Annotated in this window: 11 protein-coding genes; 8 read left to right on the plus strand and 3 right to left on the minus strand. The window is 72.2% G+C overall.

Going from position 1 to position 16,281, the window contains the following annotated elements; genetic code table 11:
* Positions 1–211 precede the first annotated feature (211 nt).
* From IE247_RS20355 to moeZ, 7 genes are all read left to right on the plus strand, one after another.
* Positions 212–1,936 carry an ABC transporter substrate-binding protein gene (locus IE247_RS20355; protein WP_190124624.1) on the plus strand — a complete coding sequence of 575 codons (1,725 nt, stop codon included), beginning with the start codon at positions 212–214 and terminating at the stop codon, positions 1,934–1,936.
* The gene (locus IE247_RS20360; protein WP_373305585.1) at positions 1,933–2,916 is read left to right on the plus strand and encodes an ABC transporter permease; all 984 of its coding nucleotides are present in this window, start codon (positions 1,933–1,935) and stop codon (positions 2,914–2,916) included. Before IE247_RS20355 ends, IE247_RS20360 begins: the two co-directional genes overlap by 4 nt.
* Positions 2,913–3,902: an ABC transporter permease gene (locus tag IE247_RS20365; protein ID WP_190124625.1), complete on the plus strand. Its 990-nt coding sequence runs from the start codon at positions 2,913–2,915 to the stop codon at positions 3,900–3,902. Before IE247_RS20360 ends, IE247_RS20365 begins: the two co-directional genes overlap by 4 nt.
* Entirely contained in the window at positions 3,899–5,608 is a 1,710-nt protein-coding gene (locus tag IE247_RS20370; RefSeq protein ID WP_190124626.1) for a dipeptide ABC transporter ATP-binding protein, read from the plus strand. Before IE247_RS20365 ends, IE247_RS20370 begins: the two co-directional genes overlap by 4 nt.
* 595 nt (positions 5,609–6,203) lie before the next feature.
* Positions 6,204–7,172, plus strand: coding sequence for an NAD-dependent epimerase/dehydratase family protein (locus IE247_RS20375; protein WP_190124627.1), 969 nt, complete (start codon positions 6,204–6,206; stop codon positions 7,170–7,172).
* Positions 7,160–8,038: a spherulation-specific family 4 protein gene (locus IE247_RS20380; protein ID WP_373305586.1), complete on the plus strand. Its 879-nt coding sequence runs from the start codon at positions 7,160–7,162 to the stop codon at positions 8,036–8,038. The genes IE247_RS20375 and IE247_RS20380 overlap by 13 nt, the downstream gene beginning before the upstream one ends.
* Positions 8,039–8,101: 63 nt before the next feature.
* Entirely contained in the window at positions 8,102–9,280 is a 1,179-nt protein-coding gene (moeZ, locus tag IE247_RS20385; RefSeq protein WP_190124628.1) for an adenylyltransferase/sulfurtransferase MoeZ, read from the plus strand.
* Between the two features lie 124 nt (positions 9,281–9,404).
* Here moeZ and IE247_RS20390 read toward each other — a convergent pair whose 3' ends face one another.
* The 3 genes from IE247_RS20390 to IE247_RS20400 all read right to left on the minus strand — a co-directional run bounded on the left by IE247_RS20390 (position 9,405) and on the right by IE247_RS20400 (position 15,665).
* Positions 9,405–10,979, minus strand: a complete 1,575-nt coding sequence (locus IE247_RS20390; protein ID WP_229869241.1) for an alpha/beta hydrolase — start codon at positions 10,977–10,979, stop codon at positions 9,405–9,407.
* Positions 10,980–11,062: 83 nt separating this feature from the next.
* A complete protein-coding gene (locus IE247_RS20395; RefSeq protein WP_190124629.1) occupies positions 11,063–12,649 on the minus strand; it encodes an alpha/beta hydrolase in 1,587 nt (528 codons plus the stop codon).
* Between the two features lie 109 nt (positions 12,650–12,758).
* On the minus strand, positions 12,759–15,665 hold the full coding sequence (locus IE247_RS20400) for a lysylphosphatidylglycerol synthase domain-containing protein (RefSeq protein WP_190124630.1): 2,907 nt from the start codon (positions 15,663–15,665) through the stop codon (positions 12,759–12,761).
* 215 nt (positions 15,666–15,880) lie between these two features.
* On the opposite strand from IE247_RS20400, the gene IE247_RS20405 reads away from it, so the two are divergent.
* The gene (locus IE247_RS20405; protein WP_229869249.1) at positions 15,881–16,225 is read left to right on the plus strand and encodes an MGMT family protein; all 345 of its coding nucleotides are present in this window, start codon (positions 15,881–15,883) and stop codon (positions 16,223–16,225) included.
* Positions 16,226–16,281 lie beyond the last annotated feature (56 nt).

Raw genomic sequence — 16,281 nt, forward strand, 5'->3', positions numbered from 1 at the left:
CTGCCCCGGTGCCCGCCGGCCCTTAGTGAGCCGGCCCCTTCAGTCGATTCCCTTCATTCGAAGCCGAATTCTCCTGATGGTCGCGCCCGGGCGTTCCCCACGTCCGCAGGCGCGGCTTCCGGCCTTTCCGTGTGCTTGACGCACGCACCCCTCGTCGACGCCTGTGCGGACATTTCCGTATTTCCCGCGCTCAATGAGAGGTCTTCTTCCAATGCGTCAACTGTCCGTCATATCCCGCCGTGTGGCAGCGGCCGCCGTCAGCCTCGTCGTGGTCTCGTCCGCCGCCGCCTGCGCCGGACCCCAGGACGACGGCGCGAAGAAGAACGACGCGGCCGGCGGCGACAAGCCCGCCCGGGGCGGCACCCTCACCGTGCTCAACAGCGAGCCGCAGACCGACTTCGACCCCGCCCGGCTCTACACCTCCGGCGGAGGAAACGTCCCCTCACTCGTCTTCCGCACCCTGACCACCCGCAACCGCGAGGACGGCCAGGCGGGCACCAAGGTCGTGCCCGACCTCGCCACCGACCTCGGCCGTCCCAACAAGGACGCCACCGAGTGGACGTACACCCTCAAGGACGGGCTCAAGTACGAGGACGGCACCCCGATCACCACCGCCGACATCAAGTACGGCATCGAGCGCTCCTTCGCCGCCGAACTCTCCGGCGGCGCGCCCTATCTGCGGGACTGGCTCATCGGCGGCGACACCTACCAGGGCCCCTACAAGGACAAGAAGGGCCTCGCGTCGATCGTCACACCCGACGCGAAGACGATCGTCTTCAAGCTGAGGAAGCCCGAGGGCGAGTTCCCCTACCTCGCCACCCAGACCCAGTTCACCCCCGTGCCCAAGGCCAAGGACACCGGCGCCAAGTACGAGGAGCACCCGATCTCCTCGGGCCCGTACAAGGTCGTCAAGAACGAGGGCGACGGCGAGCGGCTGGTCCTGGAGCGCAACCCGCACTGGTCCGAGAAGACCGACCCGGAGCGCAAGGCCTACCCCGACACCATCGACGTCACCTCCGGCCTCGACTCCGCCGTCATCAACCAGCGGCTCTCCACCGGCTCCGGGGCCGACGCCTCCGCCGTCACCACCGACACCAACCTCGGCCCCGCCGAGCTGGCCCGGATCGGCGGCGACAAGGAGCTGGCCGGCCGCGTGGGCACCGGCCGCTTCGGCTATGTCAACTACCTCGCCTTCAACCCGAAGGTGAAGCCGTTCGACGACATCAAGGTGCGCCAGGCGATCTCGTACGCCATCAACCGCACCAGCGTGATCAACGCCGCCGGCGGCTCCGCCCTCGCCGAGCCCGCGACCACCTTCCTGCCCGAGACCAAGGCCTTCGGGTACACCCCGTACGACCACTTCCCGGCCGGGAAGACGGGCGATCCGGAGAAGGCGCGCCAGCTCCTCAAGGAGGCCGGGCACGAGAACCTCACCATCACGCTGACCCACTCCACCGAGCAGAACCGGCAGACCAGCCCCGAGGTCGCCACCGCCGTGCAGCAGGCCCTCAAGAAGGCCGGGATCAACCTCAAGCTCGAAGGGCTGGAGAACAACGCCTTCAACGAGGCCCGCTGGAACGCCAAGAGCGGCCCCGGCTTCTTCCTCTCCCGCTGGGGCGCGGACTGGCCGTCCGGAGCCCCCTTCCTCGCGCCGATCTTCGACGGCCGCCAGATCGTCAAGGACGGCTCCAACTACAACCACGCCCAGCTGAACGACCCCGCGGTCAACAAGGAGATCGACGAGATCAACAAGCTGACCGATCTGGACGCCGCCGCCGCCCGCTGGGGCGCGCTCGACAAGAAGATCGGCGAGCGGGCGCTCGACGTCCCGCTCTTCCACCCCGTCTACAAGCGGCTCTACGGCAAGAACGTCAAGAACATCGTCATCAGCGACTGGACCGGCGTTCTCGACATCTCGCAGGTCTCGGTCAAGTGAGCACCACCACCCTCGACCTCCCGGCCGCGGACGCCCACCGGGCGCCCGCGGCCGGGGGCGCCCTGCGGCGGCTCGCCGCCCGGCCGGCCGCGCTGATCTCCGCCGGGGTGCTCGCCCTGCTGGTCGTGGCCGCGCTCGCCGCTCCGCTGCTGACCGCCCTGGAGGGCCAGGACCCCCACACGTACCACGACTCGCTCGTGGACTCGGCGCGCGGCGGAGTCCCGATCGGCTCCTTCGGCGGGGTGAGCGCCGATCACTGGCTCGGCGTCGAGCCCGGCACCGGGCGCGATCTGTTCGCCCGGCTGCTGTACGGGGCCAGGATCTCGCTGCTGGTCGCCGTCGGAGCCACGGCGGTGCAGGTCGCGATCGGCGTCGCCGTCGGCCTCGCGGCCGGACTCGGCAACCGCTTCGTGGACTCCCTGCTCAGCCGCGTCACCGATGTGATGGTCTCGCTCCCGATGCTGGTCCTCGGCATCGCGCTCACCGCCGTCGTCCACCCGGACTTCCCCCGTCCGCTGCTGCTGATCCTGATCATCGGCGCGCTGGGCTGGGGCGGCACCGCCAGAATCGTCCGGGCGCAGACCCTCAGCCTCAAACGGCTCGACTTCGTCGCCGCCGCCCGGCTCGGCGGCAACGGCCCCTGGCGGGTGGCGCGGCGCGAACTGCTGCCCTCGCTGGCCGCCCCCGTGATCACCTACGCGGCGATCCTGCTGCCGGTGAACATCGTGGTCGAGGCCTCGCTGTCCTTCGTCGGCGTCGGAGTGAAGCCGCCGACCCCCTCCTGGGGACAGATGCTGTCGAACGCCCAGACCTGGTTCCGCGCCGACCCGATGTACGTCCTGCTCCCCGCCGGACTGCTCTTCGTGACCGTCCTCGCGTTCACCGTCCTCGGCGACGCGGTCCGCACGGCACTGGACCCCAGGGAGGCGAGCCGGCTGCGGATCGGCACCCGCAAGGAGCGGAGGAAGACCTCATCATGACGAGATTCGTCGTCAAGCGTCTCGGCGGCGCGGTATTCGTCCTGCTGGTGCTCTCGGCACTGGTCTACGGACTGTTCTATCTGGCCCCCAGCGACCCCGCCCGGCTCGCCTGCGGGGAGCGCTGCTCGCCCGCGCAGATCGCCCAGGTCCGCGAACAGCTCGGACTCGACGAGTCGGTGCTGACGCAGTACGCGCAGTTCCTCCAGGGCGTGTTCACCGGCCGCGACTACAGCACCGGCGTCTCGACGCTGCGCTGCGACGCGCCCTGCCTCGGCTTCTCGTACCAGAGCGACCAGCAGGTCACCGAACTGATCCTGGACCGGCTGCCCGCCACCGCCTCGCTCGCGCTGGGCGCGATGGTCATCTGGCTGACCGTCGGCGTCGGCACCGGAGCGCTCTCCGCGCTCCGGCGCGGCGGCCTCACCGAGCGGGCCCTGACCGTGGCCACCCTGGCCGCGACCGGCACGCCCGTCTTCATCCTCGGACTGCTGATGCTCATGGTCGTCTGCGCCTATCTCCAGTGGCTGCCCTTCCCGACCTATGTGCCGCTCGGCGAGGACCCCGAGCAGTGGGCCTGGAACATGCTGCTGCCCTGGCTGACCCTGGGATTCTTCGAGTCGGCGAAGTACGCCCGGCTGACCCGCGCCTCGACGCTGGAGACCCTGGCCGAGGACCACATCCGTACCTTCAGGGCGTACGGGGTGGGGGAGCGGGCCATCGTCGGACGCCACGCCCTGCGGGGCGCGGTACCGCCGGTGATCGCGCTCAGTGCGCTCGATCTCGGCACGATGTTCGGCGGCGCGGTCCTCACCGAGTCGCTGTTCGGCATCCCCGGTCTCGGCAAGACGCTGATCGACGGGGTACGCGTGATCGACCTGCCCGTGGTGGTGGGTGTGGTGCTGGTGATCGGCGCCGCTGTGGTGCTGGCGAACGTGGTCGCGGATCTGCTGTACGCCGCCGCGGACCGAAGGGTGGTCCTGTCATGACGACACCGCTGGTCGAGGTCGAGAACCTCGTCGTGGAGTTCCCCGGCGGCGGCAGTGGTGGCGGTGGCGGCGGTCGCGGTGCGCGGGCGGTCGACGGGCTGTCGTTCACCCTCCCGCAGGGGCGCGCGCTCGGCCTGGTCGGCGAGTCGGGCAGCGGCAAGAGCACGGTCGCGGGCGCGCTGCTCGGACTGCACCGGGGGACCGGCGCGCTCACCTCGGGGAGCGTACGGGTCGGCGGCACGGACGTGGCCGAGGCGAGCCCGGCCGCCCTGCGCGAACTCCGCGGCGGGGTCGCGGCGATGGTCTTCCAGGACCCGCTCTCCTCCCTGGACCCGTACTACGCGATCGGCGACCAGATCGCCGAGGTGTACCGGGTGCACACCCGGGCCTCCCGGCGGGCCGCCCGCGCCCGCGCTGTCGAGGTGCTGGAGCGGGTCGGCATCCCGGACGCGCCCCGGCGCTCCCGCTCCCGCCCGCACGAGTTCAGCGGCGGGATGCGCCAGCGCGCCCTGATCGCGATGGCGCTGGCCTGCGAACCCCGGCTGCTGATCGCGGACGAGCCGACGACCGCGCTCGATGTGACCGTGCAGGCGCAGATCCTCGATCTGCTGCACGGGCTGCGCGAGGAGACCGGGATGGGGCTGCTGCTGGTCACCCATGACGTGGGGGTGGCGGCCGAGAGCGTGGACGAGGTGCTGGTGATGAAGGAGGGACGGGAGGTGGAACGGGGGCCGGTCGGCGAGGTGCTGACCGCCCCTCGGCAGCCGTACACCAGGGCCCTGCTGGCCGCCGTGCCCCGCATCACCGCCGTACCCTCCCCGGCTCCGGCCCCGGTGCCGGCTCCGGTGCCGGTGCCGGTGCCGGGCGCGCGGGAGAGCTCCGGGCCCGGGGATGCGCTCCTCGAAGTCTCCGGGCTGCGGCGCGAATTCGGGCGCGGGAAGGGCCGGGTCGTCGCCCTCGACGGCGTCGACCTCACCGTCCACGCCGGAACCACCCTCGGCGTCGTCGGCGAGAGCGGCAGCGGCAAGACCACCCTCGGCCGGGTCCTCGTGCGCCTCCTCGACCCCACCGCCGGACAGGTCCGCTACGACGGCACCGAGATCGGCGGCCTCTCGGAGAAGGCCCTGCGGCCCTACCGGCGCGAACTCCAGATGGTCTTCCAGGACCCCGTCGCCTCCCTCAACCCCCGCCGCTCCGTCGGCGAGTCCATCGCCGACCCGCTGCGCGCGGCGGGCGTCCGCGACGAAGAGCTGATCCGGCGGCGCGTCCAGGAGTCCCTGGAACGGGTCGGACTCGACCCCGACCGGTACGCGGCCTATCCGCACGAGTTCAGCGGCGGCCAGCGCCAGCGCGTCGGCATCGCCCGCGCCCTGATCGCCGAACCCCGCCTCATCGTCTGCGACGAGCCCGTCTCCGCGCTCGATGTGACGACACAGGCCCAGGTGACCGGGTTGCTGCGGGAACTCCAGCGCGAACTCGGCCTGGCGCTCGTCTTCATCGCGCACGACCTCGCCGTCGTCCGGCAGATCAGCGACCGGGTCGCCGTCATGCGCCACGGCCGCATCGTCGAACAGGGCCCGGTGGACGAGGTGTACGGCGCGCCCCGCGACCCCTACACCCGGGAGCTGCTCGCCGCCGTCCCCGCCCTCGACCCGGCGCTCGCCCGCGCCCGCCGCTCCGCCCGCGGGGAGCTGGCCGCGGCCTGAACCCGTGAGCCCGTGAACCCCCGGATCCGCGCCCGCGGTGACGGATCGTCCCTTTAGCGCGACAGAACGCTACCGGGGGGCGAAAGTTACGAGCATTCACCCCTTCCGGTGGCGCGACGGGCAACCGTCCCTCGCGCCACCGCCGTACCGGCTTACGGTCTTTGCGCCGCGGGTCGCCGGGCGGGGGCGGCCCTGGCACCAGGGAGATCGGGGGGGGGATCAGTGCGGGATGGACCGCTCACCATCAGTGATCATTCGCGTGCCCCGGGTGATCGCCATGCCCGGTGCCACCGGATCGCACGCGGGCTCGCGCCTTCCGTGTTCGACCCCCGCCCCCCGGCCCGCGCTCGTGCGCACACCGGGCTCCCCGGCGCGCCGCTCGTGAGTGCCCCCGGCGCACGCCGGGCGGTCCGCCGCGCCGTCCCACAGGCCAAACGCTTCTTCGGGGCTCCGCCGCGGCCCGGCTGAGATCCCGGCCGCCCCGGCCGCACACCACCGAAGATCCCTAAGGAGAGACCGAGATGACTGCCCGACCCCAACCGCAACCGCAACCCCGAACCCGAACCGCGGCCCGTCGGCACAGAGGGAGCGCGCGATGAGGGTGCTGCTGCTCGGGGCCAACGGATTCCTCGGCCGGTTCGTCGCCGACCGACTGCTCGCCGACCCCGCCGTCCACCTCACCGCGCTCGGCCGGGGCGACGACGCGGACGTCCGCTTCGACCTCGCCGGAGGCAGCCCGGGGGCGCTCACCCGCTTTCTGAGCGCCGTCCACCCCGGAGTGGTCATCAACTGCGCCGGAGCCACCCGGGGCGGAGCCCGCGACCTCACCCGGCACAACACCGTCGCCGTCGCCACCGTCTGCGAGGCGCTGCGCCGCAGCGGCTGCGGAGCCCGTCTCGTCCAGGTCGGCTGCGCCTCGGAGTACGGACCCTCCCAACAGGGCTCCTCCACAGCGGAGGACGCCATTCCGAGGCCGGGCGGCCCCTATGGCGTCAGCAAGCTCGCCGCCACCGAGCTGGTGCTCGGCTCCGGCCTGGACGCCGTCGTCCTGCGCGTCTTCTCGCCCGTCGGCCCCGGCACCCCGGCCGGCTCCCCGCTCGGCCGGCTCGCCGAGGCCATGCGGCGCGCGATGCAGTCCGGCGACGGAGAGCTGAAGCTCAGCGGACTCGGCGTCCAGCGCGACTTCGTCGATGTGCGCGATGTCGCCCGGGCGGTCCACGCGGCCTCGCTCTCGGCCGCGCAGGGCGTGGTCAACATCGGCACGGGCCGCGCCGTACGGCTGCGGGACGCCGCCGCGGTGCTCGCCAGGGTCGCCGGATTCGCGGGCGCGCTCCATGAGCTGGACACCCCGCCCGGCAGGCCCCTCGCCCCCGGCATCGGCGCGCCGCGCTCCGAATCCGTGCTCGAACATCTGGCGGCGACCCCGGTGCCCTACCCGGACGGCTGCGGCAGCTGGCAGCAGGCGGATGTGCGCACCGCCCGCGACCGGCTCGGCTGGCGTCCCCGGATCAATCTGGAGGAGTCACTCGCCGACATCTGGATGGAGGCGGCGTGCCGCATCTGACCGGCGGGGAAACGGCGCTCTCCGCGGGCCGCCCCGCGGGGCGCTCCACGGGGCTCTCCACGGCGGACGGACGAGGGACGGAGCAGGAGGGCGGCCGGGGCGGCTGGGGCGGCCTCGGGATCGGCGTCCCCGGCTACGCCCACCCGCTGCTCGCGCCCGCCGAATGGACCGGGCTCACCCGCTCCAGGGCCCCGCTGCACTGGGTCGTCCTCAATGTCGCGGACGGGCCCGGGGACCGCCCCGACCCGCACTGTCTGGCGGCGGCGGGCACGCTCAGCAACGCGGGCGTACGGGTGCTCGGCCATCTCGATCTGGCCGGGGGCGCGCGTCCCTTCGGCGAGGTGATCGCGGACGCCCACCGCTTCGCGGAGTGGTATCGCGTCGACGGCTTCCTGCTGGACCGCTGCCCCGGCGACCGGGCCGGGCTGCCCGCCGTGCGGCGGATCACCGCGACCCTGGAAGCGGTGGTGGACGGCGGCCATGTGGTGCTGGGGCACGGCGCCCACCCGTACCCCGGCTACGCCGAGGCCGCCGACCAGCTGGTGACCTTCTCCGGGCCGTGGACCGACTACCGCTGGTCCCAAGTCGCGGAGTGGACGGCGGAGTACCCGCCGGAACGATTCGCGCACTTCGTCCACGGAGTGCCCCGCACCCATCTGGCCGAGGCCACCCGGATCGCCCGCTGGCAGGGCGCGGGCACGATCTTCTTCACCGACCGCACCGACCGCACCGCCCCGGCCGATGACGACGCCGCCGCGGGCCCGATCGGCCTCCGCGGACAGAGGGCGCAGGTCGGGCCATATGAGACGGTGCCCGGCTACTGGGACGAAATCGTCTCGCAGATCGGACCGGGTGTCTCGGAATGAGGGGACGCGTGGCAGTGTTACGAGGGAACAACCGTACTGACTTATCGACGCAACGGAGTCCCCGTGTCGCTGCCACCCCTGGTCGAGCCAGCCGATGAGCTCACCGTTGACGAGGTTCGCAGGTACTCCCGCCACCTGATCATTCCGGATGTCGGAATGGACGGGCAGAAGCGGCTGAAGAACGCGAAGGTGCTGTGTGTGGGTGCCGGGGGCCTCGGCTCCCCGGCGCTGATGTATCTCGCCGCGGCAGGTGTCGGCACCCTCGGCATCGTGGAGTTCGACGAGGTCGACGAGTCGAACCTGCAGCGCCAGATCATCCACAGCCAGGCCGACATCGGCCGCTCCAAGGCCCAGTCCGCCAAGGACTCGGTCCTCGGCATCAACCCGTATGTCAATGTCGTCCTCCACGAAGAGCGGCTCGAAGCCGAGAACGTGATGGACATCTTCGGTCAGTACGACCTGATCGTGGACGGCACCGACAACTTCGCGACCCGCTACCTGGTCAACGACGCCTGTGTGCTGCTGAACAAGCCCTATGTGTGGGGCTCCATCTACCGCTTCGACGGCCAGGCGTCCGTCTTCTGGTCCGAGCACGGCCCCTGCTACCGCTGCCTCTACCCGGAGCCCCCGCCGCCGGGCATGGTCCCCAGCTGCGCCGAGGGCGGTGTCCTCGGAGTGCTCTGCGCCTCCATCGGCTCCATCCAGGTCACCGAGGCGATCAAGCTGCTGGCCGGGGTCGGCGACCCGCTGGTCGGCCGGCTGATGATCTATGACGCCCTGGAGATGCAGTACCGCCAGGTCAAGGTCCGCAAGGACCCCGACTGCGCGGTCTGCGGCGAGAACGCCACCGTCACCGAGCTGATCGACTACGAGGCCTTCTGCGGCGTCGTGTCCGAGGAGGCCCAGGAGGCGGCGGCCGGTTCCACGATCACTCCCAAGCAGCTCAAGGAGTGGATCGACGACGGCGAGAACATCGAGATCATCGATGTCCGCGAGGTCAACGAGTACGAGATCGTCTCGATCCCCGGCGCGAAGCTGATCCCCAAGAACGAGTTCCTGATGGGCACCGCCCTGGCGACCCTGCCGCAGGACAAGAAGATCGTTCTGCACTGCAAGACGGGCGTCCGCAGCGCGGAGGTCCTCGCGGTGCTCAAGTCGGCGGGCTTCGCCGACGCCGTGCACGTCGGCGGCGGAGTGATCGGCTGGGTCCACCAGATCGAGCCGAGCAAGCCCGTCTACTAGACGAGCCGCACAACACCGACAGGCCGCTCGCCAGGGCCCCGTACCGCTTCGGCGGTCCGGGGCCCTCGCGCTGTCCGCCGGGGCGCGGCGGCTGAGCGGCTGAGCCGCTGAGCGGTTCAGCCGCTCAGGAGGAGCAGACCTTGCCGTTCGGCGGGACCTCGCCGTCCAGCAGATAGTCGTTCATCGTGCGGGTCGTGCACTCCGAAGTGCCGTAAGCGCCATGGGTGTCGCCCTTGTTGGTGACCAGCACACCGACGCCCGGGCCCAGCTCGTCCGCCATCTTCTTCGCGCCCTCGTAGGGGGTCGCCGAGTCGCCCGTGGTGCCGACGACCAGGATCGGGGCCGCGCCCTTCGCGGAGACGTCCGGCGTCTCCCACTCCCCGGGCACCGGCCAGTCGGCGCACCAGCCGGCCAGATCCCAGGCCAGGAACGGCCCGAAGACCGGCGACACCTCGGTGAACTCGGCCAGATAGCGGGAGGTGACCTGCTCCGGCGTCATCCGGCCCTTGCTGTCGGCGCAGGATATGGCGCGCTGCGAGTGGTCCTGGGTGGAGTACTCGCCGTTCTCGTCGCGGTTGTTGTAGGAGTCGGCGAGCATCAGCAGCTGGGTGCCGTCACCGTCCTCCGCCGCCTTGAGGGCGGCGGTCAGATAGGGCCACTGCTTCTCCGAGTACAGCGGGAGGATGATGCCGGTGAGCGCCAGGCTCTCGGTCAGCTCGCGGTCGGTGTCGGTGGGCAGCGGCTCGCGGTCCGCCTTCGCCAGCAGCCGCACTATGCGGTCGGTGCCGTCCTCGGCGGAGACGCCGCGGCTCTTGAAGTAGTTCTCCAGGGTGCGCTGGAAGCCGAGGACCTGATTGCGAGCTCCGCCGGCGAAGTCGGCGGTGGGGTCGACCACGGCGTCCAGGGCGAGCCGACCGACCTTGGCGGGGAAGAGATGGGCGTAGACCGCGCCCAGCTCCGTGCCGTAGGAGAAGCCCAGATAGTGGAGTTTCTCGTCGCCGAGGACCTGGCGCAGCAGATCCATGTCCCGGGCGGCGCTGACAGTGCCGACATGCGGCAGCACCTTGCCGGACCGCTCGGCGCAGCCCGCGCCGAAGGCGGCGGCGTTCTTCATGTACGCCTTCTGCTCGGCGGGGGTGTCCGGGGTGCCGTCCAGCCGGTGGGCGGCCTCCGTCTGCTCGCTGTCGCGGCAGACCACGGCGGAGCTCTGGGCGACTCCGCGCGGGTCGAAGCTGACCAGGTCGTAGCGGGTGCGCAGCTCGGCGAAGTCCTCGCCGGAGGCGGGCAGCGAGGCGACTCCGGAGCCGCCGGGCCCGCCGAAGTTGAACAGCAGGGAGCCGATGCGCTTTCCGGGGCCCTTCGCCTCGGCGCGGACCAGGGCGATGCCGATCGTCTCGCCGGCCGGCTCGCGGTAGTCGAGCGGGGCCTTGAGGGTGGCGCACTGCCACAGCTTTCCGGGGCGCTCGGCATAGCTGCCGTGCGCCGCCACGGGGGCCTCGCACCGCTTCCAGTCGAGCCGCTGGCCGGTGAGCGCGGCGGGCAGCGACACCCCGGCGGTGTCCGAGGCGGCGGCGGGGGCGGCGGCGCTCTTGGACGCGCTCTTCTCCGGCGCGCCCGGCTTGTCCCCGCCGCCGCAGCCGGTGACCGCCAGCAGCGCCGCCGCCGCGGCCAGGGCCCCCATCCGTACCCTCATCGTCATTCCGCCCCCAAGACTCTCCGTACTGTCCCGCCATCCTAAGCAGGGGCACTGACAGCGCCCCGGGACGCCCGCGGCCCGGGGCGCTACGGGCAGACCTTGCCGTTCGGCGGGACCTCGCCGTCCAGCAGATAGGCGTTGACCACATCGCGTACGCACTTGTCGCCGCTGTTGTACGAGCCGTGTCCCTCGCCCTTGTAGGTGAGTTCGACGCCGACGCCCTCGCCGAGCGCGTCGGCCATCGCCTTCGTCCCCTCGTACGGCGTCGCCGGGTCGCCGGTCGCGCCGATGACGACGATGGGGGCCGAGCCCGGCGCGGAGACGTCGGGGTGGGCCCACTCGCCGGGGACGGGCCAGCCGTCGCAGCCCATCAGGCCCCAGCCCAGGAAGTCGCCGAAGAGGGGGGAGGCCGCGCGGAATTCGGGGAGTCTGGCCTTCGTCTGGGCCAGGGAGTAGCGGCCCGTGAAGTCGGCGCAGGTGATGGCGGTGTTGGCGGCGGCGCTGTTGTCGTAGTGCCCGGTGTCGCCGCGTCCGTTCATGAGGTCGGCGAAGGTCAGCAGCAGCCCGCCGTTGCCGCCGTCGGCCTCGTCCAGCCCCTGTTCCAGGTACTGCCACAGCTCCTTGGCGTACAGCGTCTGCGCGATGCCGGTGGTGGCGAGGGACTGGGTCAGCTTCCGTTCCCCGATGGCGGGGATCGGCTTCTCGTCCAGCCGGTCGAGGAGCTCGACGACCCAGTCCTGGATCTCCCGCGCCGAGTTCCCCGGCAGCGGGCAGTCGTCGCCCCGGTCGACGCAGGCGTTCGCGAAGTTCTCGAAGGCCAGCTGGAAGCCCTTCGCCTGGCCGAGGGAGGCCTGTTCGGAGGTCTTGGTGGGGTCGATGGAGGCGTCGAGCACCGCCCGGCCGACATTCTTGGGGAAGAGATGGGCGTAGACGCCGCCGAGTTCGGTGCCGTAGGAGATGCCGAAGTAGTGGAGTTTCCTGTCGCCGAGGACCTGGCGCATCAGATCCAGGTCGCGGGCCGCGTTGGCGGTGCCCACATGCGGCAGTTCGGGGCCGGAGTTCCGCTCGCAGGCGTCGGTGTAGGCGCGCTGGCTGTCCTGGTACGCCTTCTCCTCGGCGGCGTCGTCGGGCGAGGAGTCCTTGGCGTAGTACACGTCGAGCTCCCGGTTCCCCTCGCACTCCACGGGTACGCTGCGGCCGACCCCGCGCGGGTCGAAGCTGACCAGGTCGTAGCGGGTGCGCAGATCGGCGAAGTCCTCGCCGAAGCCGGGCAGCGAGGCGACTCCGGAGCCGCCGGGCCCGCCGAAGTTGAAGATCAGCGAGCCGATTCGTTTCTGCTGGTCCACGGCGGCGGCGCGGATCAGGGCCAGCTCCATGGTCTCGCCGTCGGGCTTCGCGTAGTCGAGGGGCACATCCATGAAGGAGCACTCCCAGGCGGTGCCCCCGGGCAGCGCCGAGGGCGCGGGGCCGCCGCCCTCCGCCTCGGAGGGCGCCGGGCACTTCTGCCAGGTCAGTTCCTGGGCGGCGAGCCCCTTCAGCCCGCCCGCGCCCGTGGTGTTCGTGTCCCCGCCCGCCCGGCCCCCTTCGCCGCTGTCGGAGCACCCCGCGGCCAGCAGCACGGCGAGCGAAGCGGTGAGGGCCACGGCGCGCAGTGCGGAAGAAGTGGTCGGCATGTCCCCATCGTGCGCCGGGGGCGCGCGCGGTGCCCGTGCGGAGGGCCATGCGAGTGCTTCGCCGCCCTCCGGCTCGCCGGGGACCCTTCCGTGGTCCAGAGCGAGCGGTCTAGAGCGCGCCCTTGCGGGTCAGATGGTTGAAGACGAACCACCCGGGCAGCACCGGCAGCCAGAGCGTCAGCGTCCGGTACAGCAGCACCGCGGGGGTCGCGACCTCCTTGGGGACGCCCGCCGCGATCAGGCCGAGGATCAGCGCGCCCTCGACCGCGCCGACGCCGCCGGGGGTGGGCGCGGCCGAGCCCAGGGCGTTGCCCGCGAGGAAGACGACCGCGAGGCTCGCGTAGCTCAGCGGCTGGGTGCCGTCGCCGAAGGCGCGTACCGAGGCGTCCAGGCACATCACGAACACGCCGGTCAGCATCAGCATGCCGCCGATGCCGGTGAGCAGCTTCACCGGGCGCTGGAGCACATCGAGCATGCGCGGCACCACACCGGCGAACAGCGACCGCAGCCGGGTGACGACGAACTTGCGCAGGAACGGGATCGCGGTCACCACCAGCACCAGCACCGCGACCGTGAGCAGGCCCGCGATCACCGTTCTGGACGGGTTGAGCGACGGGGTCTTCTCGGTCCCGGTCAGATAGCCGAAGGTGAGCAGGAGCAGGATGTGCGCGCCGAGCCCGAAGAGCTGCGACGCGCCCACGCTCGCCACCGCGAGCCCCGGGCGCACCCCCGCGCGCTGGAGGAACCGGGTGTTCAGCGCGACCCCGCCGACCGCCGCCGGGGCGACGATCTTGACGAAGGAGCCGGCGACCTGGGCCGCGACGGTCCTCAGGAACGGCACCCGCTCGGGCACGAAGCCCAGCAGGCTCATCGCCGCCGCCACATAGCTGAGCGCGGAGAAGGCGGCGGCGGCAGCCACCCAGCCCCAGTGGGCGTGGCTGAAGTCCGCGACGAAGTCATTGCCCGCGATCGTGGTGAGCAGGAAGTACGCGGCGATCGCGCCCGCGATCAGACTGAAGAGGGTCTTGGGCCTGATGCGCTCCAGCCGCACCGGCTCCACCGGGGCCTGCGGCCGGATCAGCAGCACCTGATGGCGGATCTGGGAGAGCAGATCCTCCTCGCGGACCTCGTCCATGGCCTCGTCCATGGCGCGCTTGTCGGCCTGCTTCTCGGCGCGCTCCGACTTCCGGCCGGTCCTGCGGCCGTCGGCCGCCGTGTCCGCGCTCTCGCCCCGGGCGGTCTGGGCGGCGGCCTCGGCGCGGGCCCGCTTCGCCGCGGCGGCCGCTTCGAGCAGCGCCTCCCGCTCGCGGTGGGCGCGCTCGCGGGCGAGCTTGCGCAGGGTCGCGCGGGCCGAGCGGGTGAGCGCGATCGGCTGGAGCAGCGGCAGACAGTCGGCGACCGTGTCCGGGCCGAGCACCTCGACGGCGGTGGCCACCGCGCGCTCCGCGCCCACCCGCAGTCCCACGGTGGTGAGGAGCTGGGCGATGTCCATACGGAGCACCACATCGCCCGCGGCGATCTCGCCGCCGCGCAGATCGGTCAGGATGACCTCGCCGTCTCCGGCCACCAGGATCGCGTCGCCGTTGAGCCTGCGGTGCGCGATCCGGCGCGACTGGAGCGCCTTGACCTGCCGCCATGCCCCGTGGACGACCTCGTCGGTGATCTCGTCGTCGTCCAGGGCGTCGAGCGAGCGGCCGCCCAGGTGCTCGTAGACCAGCATCACGGCGTCGGGGCCCAGCTCCGAGGTGGCGATCAGCTTGGGGGCGTTGGCCCCGGCGGCGATCGCCGCGTAGGCGAGCAGCGCCTCCTGTTCGAGCGCCTGGCGCAGCGACTGGAGCGAGCGGCGGGTGGTGATGGAGCGCAGCGTCAGCCGCCGCCAGACCCGGTAGAAGAATCCTTGCGCCTGCTGCTCCCGGTCGACGACGGTGACGTCGAGCGGTGGTCCGTCCTCCAGGGTGACGAGATAGCGCCGCCCCCGGTCGCCCTGTTCGGCGGGGCCGCGCTCGCCGCCGCCGTCGGAGGCCCCGGGAGTGCCGAGTACGTCCTCGGCGCGCATCGCGGTGACCGGGTGGAAGCCGACGTGGCGCAGGCCCGCCAGCAGGGTCTGCCCGGTGGGGCGGACGTTGGGCGAGCCGACGGCGTACAGCGTTCCGTACGCGACGGTCCAGCCGAGGAGGACGGTGAGGATGATCGAGAAGGGGGTGGTGTAACCGGCGACGAGCATCGCGAAGGCGTCGAGCAGCAGCACCACCCACAGGACCACGCGCCAGCGGGGTCTGCGGGCCATTCCGACGGCGGTCATATAGGCGATGACGGGTGCGAGATAGCCGTGCACGGGGTCGGTCAGCTCGCCGTTGTGGTGCTGGGTGAGCGCGTCCTGGATGCTGCCGGGCGCGGCCTTGGCGACCCAGAGGTCGGTGGCGAGGGTGACGCCGTGGGCGAGCACGGCGGCGAGCACGCCGTCGGCGATGCGCAGCCCGTCCCGTTTGATCAGCCGTTCGATGGCGAAGGCGACCGGGACCAGCAGGACGGCGATGGACGAGACCAGGCCGGCCAGCTTGACCAGCAGGTCGGGGGCCTGGCCGGTGCCCTTGCTGATGTCCGACGCGAGGCCGGTGGCGGTGCCCTGGGCGAAGGCGGCGACGCCGAGCACCACGGCGATCGCGAGGATGCCGCCGAGCAGCCGCATCAGGTCGGAGGGGCGGTGGACACGGGCGGCGAGCAGGGGCTCGTCGCCCGAGACCCGGTCCGCGCCCGCCACGTCGGGGACGTCGGGACAGTCCTCGGGCTCGGGGACGGTGCTCTCCGCGCTCTCCGTGCTCTCCGCGCTCTCCGGGGCCGGGGTCCGCCGCTTCCTCAGGGACGTCTTCCCGTCCCCGGGGCTGTCCTCGGGCCCGTCCTCGGGCCCGTCCTCCGGCCCGTCCGCGGAACCGTCCTCCGGACCGTCCTCGGGGCCGCCGGGCGGCTCCGGGTACGACTGCGGCTCAGGGGTGCTCGCCGCCCTGCCAGGCTGCACGCCCCGCTCCTTCGCCGTCTCGGTCTCTTCTTGATCTCGTATCACCAGTCACCGCCCGCACGATGGTGGCACGACCGGGCGGTCGGCGGGGGCCGGAGGGGGTGATGGGGGGATCCGAGCGGTGCGAAATACGCCACATCACCTGCTGCGCACCATTCTGCACCCCGGGTGGCCGTCCCCGGGAGTCCGGTGCGTTGTCGGTGGCGTACGGCAGGATGGGCCGGGTGGAAGAGCTGCCGGAGTACGCGGAGCGGGTGCTCGAAGTCGCCGAGCTGATCCCGCCGGGCCGGGTGATGACCTACGGCGACATCGCCGAGTGGCTGGGAGAGGGCGGCCCGCGCCAGGTCGGCCGGGTCCTGGCGCTCTACGGAGGCGCGGTGCCCTGGTGGCGCGTGGTGCGCGCGGACGGCACCCTGCTGCCCGGGCACGAGCCGAGCGCCCTCGCGGAGTACCGCGCGGAGGGCACACCGCTGCGCGAGGCGCCGCGGAGCGCCGAGGGGCATGTGCCCCGCCTCGACATGCGGCGGGCCCGCTGGGACGGTGAGGGCGCTCACATATGACAGCTTCAGCCCATCGAGTGCCCGGCGGGCGGCGGAAGGACCGTACGGAGTACGCG

Source organism: Streptomyces inusitatus (genome assembly GCF_014651115.1).
Taxonomy (GTDB): domain Bacteria; phylum Actinomycetota; class Actinomycetes; order Streptomycetales; family Streptomycetaceae; genus Streptomyces; species Streptomyces amakusaensis.

Coding starts and splice junctions, on each gene's coding strand:
- IE247_RS20365 (WP_190124625.1), top strand. CDS start 2,913: ATGACGAGATTCGTCGTCAAGCGTCTCGGCGGCGCGGTATTCGTCCTG.
- IE247_RS20355 (WP_190124624.1), top strand. CDS start 212: ATGCGTCAACTGTCCGTCATATCCCGCCGTGTGGCAGCGGCCGCCGTC.
- IE247_RS20390 (WP_229869241.1), bottom strand. CDS start 10,979: ATGACGATGAGGGTACGGATGGGGGCCCTGGCCGCGGCGGCGGCGCTG.
- IE247_RS20405 (WP_229869249.1), top strand. CDS start 15,881: ATGGGCCGGGTGGAAGAGCTGCCGGAGTACGCGGAGCGGGTGCTCGAA.
- IE247_RS20370 (WP_190124626.1), top strand. CDS start 3,899: ATGACGACACCGCTGGTCGAGGTCGAGAACCTCGTCGTGGAGTTCCCC.
- IE247_RS20395 (WP_190124629.1), bottom strand. CDS start 12,649: ATGCCGACCACTTCTTCCGCACTGCGCGCCGTGGCCCTCACCGCTTCG.
- IE247_RS20375 (WP_190124627.1), top strand. CDS start 6,204: ATGAGGGTGCTGCTGCTCGGGGCCAACGGATTCCTCGGCCGGTTCGTC.